The following is a 2,632-nucleotide window of genomic DNA, read 5'->3' on the forward strand; positions in this document are numbered from 1 at the left end:
CATCAATTAAATCAATAAGATTTAGTGTTTGTATCCACCGTTGTGTCGCGATCCGATCCGCCAAAAAATTTTTCCGTCCATAGGCATCCACGGCACGGCGCCGCCCTGCCGTCAATGCAGCAGCCGCCGCTTCAGCTTCCTGATCAGCTCTCGCAGATCGGCCGCGTACTCCTTAAGGTTCTTCATCGCCTGCTCCATTTGCCACGGCTTGGGCTCGGGCACAGGTTTCGGTGGCCGTGGCGGTTGGTCCGGGCGGCGGATCATGGGGTGACAAGTCGCAACGGACCGGCGGGGGACCATTGAGGTGGATCAACGGACCACGCTTCCTCGCCGACCGCGACAGGGCGTCGTTCGGCGATCAGCTCGACCGCGCGCCGCGCCAGCTCAGTGAAAACTTACCTTAGCTTGGCCCGGAAGACTGCTGCCGCCAATCGCCGAATGCTCCTTGCAAACGGCTTCAGACCTGCCGTGATGAACGCGAAGAAAATCATCAGCCATGTCGCGAGCGCGACGCACCACAGGATCACTTCCAGTATCTCGGGCATGAAGCCCCTCCCGCCTAAAAATTGCTTTTGAAAATAAGGTGGGAGTGTTTCTGAACGGAACGGCTGTGACAAGCTCCGGAAAGTAGCAAGCTAGCCAAGATACCCGAGCAAAGTTGCACTCTCCCGGTAGTCGGCCAAGGTTTTTGCATCGCTCGTCATGATCCAGATCAACCGGCTGCCTTCGCCGGGCGGTACGCGGCACAATGGACCGCAACCTGATCTTGCGAAGTCTCGCCATCGCTGAGCGGCACGTATTGCAAGGTAAAAGCCACCTTGCGAAGCAACAAGCGCTGGTCGCGAAGCTGGACCGCGACGGTCGCGACACAACGGACGCTTTGGCGCTCCTTTCCAACATGCGCGAGACGCAGCGGCTACGCATCAGCGAACGCGACAGGCTGTTGGCGCAGTTGGGCGTTTCACTGAAGTAGCGGTGTCGCACCCACTCTCGCGCCGCGCCGCCCCGATCGAACATCTTGCGAACGCGAGCGTTCCGTTAGCGGAGCACCGGTAGTTGTACGGTCCTGATCCGGCGGCGTAGTCGGACTAGGATACCGGCTCCCGTCACTCACTTGTGGGAGCGTGCCCTCATGGAGCGCTACATTCACAACGAGAACATCCGCCGCTTTCAGAAGCTCCTCGACGAGGAGACCGACGAGCACAAGCGCGAGACGATCCGCAAGCTGCTCGCCGAGGAAGAGGCACGAGAGGTCCCGCGACCGGACAAGCCGCCACATGGCTGAAACCGACCGTCTACGCACAAAGTCTTACGTATCAACCCTTACCGCGCTCGACCGGGATGGCCGTCCTGCGAAGAACCCGGCAAAGCAACGATCGATTTGATCACCCGAGCATAGTTGCATTCTCCCGGCAGTCTTCATCGGCTGCCGGGTTTTTGTTGCTCGTCGCTCGTCGTGATCCAGATCAACCGGCCGCTCCCGCCACGCGGTACATAAGAGGCCATGGACCACACCATGCTCCGCAGGCACTTGGCTATGGTCGAGCGACATGTCGCGCTCGGTGAAGGCCATCTTGCCAAGCAGGAAGCGCTGATCGCTGGGCTGGAATGCAAAGGACGCGACACCGTCAATGCGCGGATGTTCCTTGCCACACTCCGCGAGACGCAGGCACTGCACCTAGAGCACCGCGATCGGCTGCTGGCAGAGCTGGAGCGCTAAGCTCGACCCTGCTCCGCCAAGCGCCGCAGACAGCGCGCCTTCAGGTTAACAATTGAATTTACCCGCCTTTAAGTCGCCTCACCGCATCGCATAGGGGCGCGGCATCATGCTGTGCGCTTTGATTGGAGAAAACACATGGACCTTAGCGAGGCGCTGACCATCACACTTGCGATCATCGCAACGGCACACTTGGCCGTTGCGGTGATGCACTACTTGAAGCGGTAATCCGGTCGTCAGCGAAACAGGCCCCATGGAGATTGAGCCCTTCCATGGGGACTTCCCTTTAAAGCCCGAGCGCGTAAACGAAGGATTACGATCCGCGTCCACTGGTGCGGCCGTAATTTCCGACAGTGTCATCCGCCTTATCCACAGGCGCCTCCGTAGTCACCCGGCTTCGCACTACCCTGCATTGTGGCATCGTGAGGGCTCCTGTCACGCAAGCGAAAGCGTAGCTGAGGAACGATGAGTGAAAGCAAAGAAGGCATTGATAATAAGCCGTGGTGGACCGCGCCTCAGTTCGACACCTTCTTTCTGAAGACAGCTGACGAATACGTCTACCGTTATCGATCCGCCAAACGCGCGATCCAAGAGCTGAAAACAAGCAGGCTCCGGATGTCGTCATTTGATGAGCTGAACGACCCAAAAGAGTATGCAATGTGGGATTTTGACGTCGGCGCGCGCATCGAGATTGATGAAGGTATTGCGCGCGAAATAAAGGAGCAAGGTTCAATCTACGCCAAGGCATGCGCCAAGGTTCTCTGCGCTACCCTTGACGATGAGGCCGCCCTTGAAATGGGCGTGAACCACATATGGAGCCGGGGCTTTTGCCGTCCGCGTATGTGGCAACAGTACGGTGACAATTATCGAGGCGTCTGCATGGTCTACGATCGCCAAGCGCTCGATGACGCGATA

General features: G+C 58.5%; 5 protein-coding genes. 4 read left to right on the forward strand and 1 reads right to left on the reverse strand.

Annotated elements, in window-relative coordinates; genetic code table 11:
- Positions 1-395 precede the first annotated feature (395 nt).
- Positions 396-545: a hypothetical protein gene (locus RAD15_RS43300; RefSeq protein ID WP_458184778.1), complete on the reverse strand. Its 150-nt coding sequence runs from the start codon at positions 543-545 to the stop codon at positions 396-398.
- 203 nt (positions 546-748) lie between these two features.
- Here RAD15_RS43300 and RAD15_RS43305 point away from each other — a divergent pair, with 203 nt between their 5' ends.
- The 4 genes from RAD15_RS43305 to RAD15_RS43320 form a co-directional block, all read left to right on the forward strand.
- Positions 749-973 (forward strand): hypothetical protein, encoded by a 225-nt coding sequence (locus RAD15_RS43305; protein ID WP_458184779.1) that lies wholly within the window; start codon positions 749-751, stop codon positions 971-973.
- 159 nt (positions 974-1,132) lie between these two features.
- The gene (locus RAD15_RS43310) at positions 1,133-1,285 is read left to right on the forward strand and encodes a hypothetical protein (RefSeq protein ID WP_458184780.1); all 153 of its coding nucleotides are present in this window, start codon (positions 1,133-1,135) and stop codon (positions 1,283-1,285) included.
- Between the two features lie 219 nt (positions 1,286-1,504).
- A complete protein-coding gene (locus RAD15_RS43315; RefSeq protein WP_458184781.1) occupies positions 1,505-1,720 on the forward strand; it encodes a hypothetical protein in 216 nt (71 codons plus the stop codon).
- Between the two features lie 462 nt (positions 1,721-2,182).
- The coding region (locus RAD15_RS43320) for a DUF2971 domain-containing protein (protein ID WP_458184782.1) at positions 2,183-2,632 on the forward strand (450 nt) is incomplete at its 3' end.

Source organism: Bradyrhizobium sp. 14AA, from assembly GCF_054185205.1.

Excerpts from the sequence above, each read along its gene's own strand:
- RAD15_RS43300 (WP_458184778.1), bottom strand. The coding sequence starts at position 545 with ATGCCCGAGATACTGGAAGTGATCCTGTGGTGCGTCGCGCTCGCGACA.
- RAD15_RS43310 (WP_458184780.1), top strand. The coding sequence starts at position 1,133 with ATGGAGCGCTACATTCACAACGAGAACATCCGCCGCTTTCAGAAGCTC.
- RAD15_RS43305 (WP_458184779.1), top strand. The coding sequence starts at position 749 with ATGGACCGCAACCTGATCTTGCGAAGTCTCGCCATCGCTGAGCGGCAC.
- RAD15_RS43315 (WP_458184781.1), top strand. The coding sequence starts at position 1,505 with ATGGACCACACCATGCTCCGCAGGCACTTGGCTATGGTCGAGCGACAT.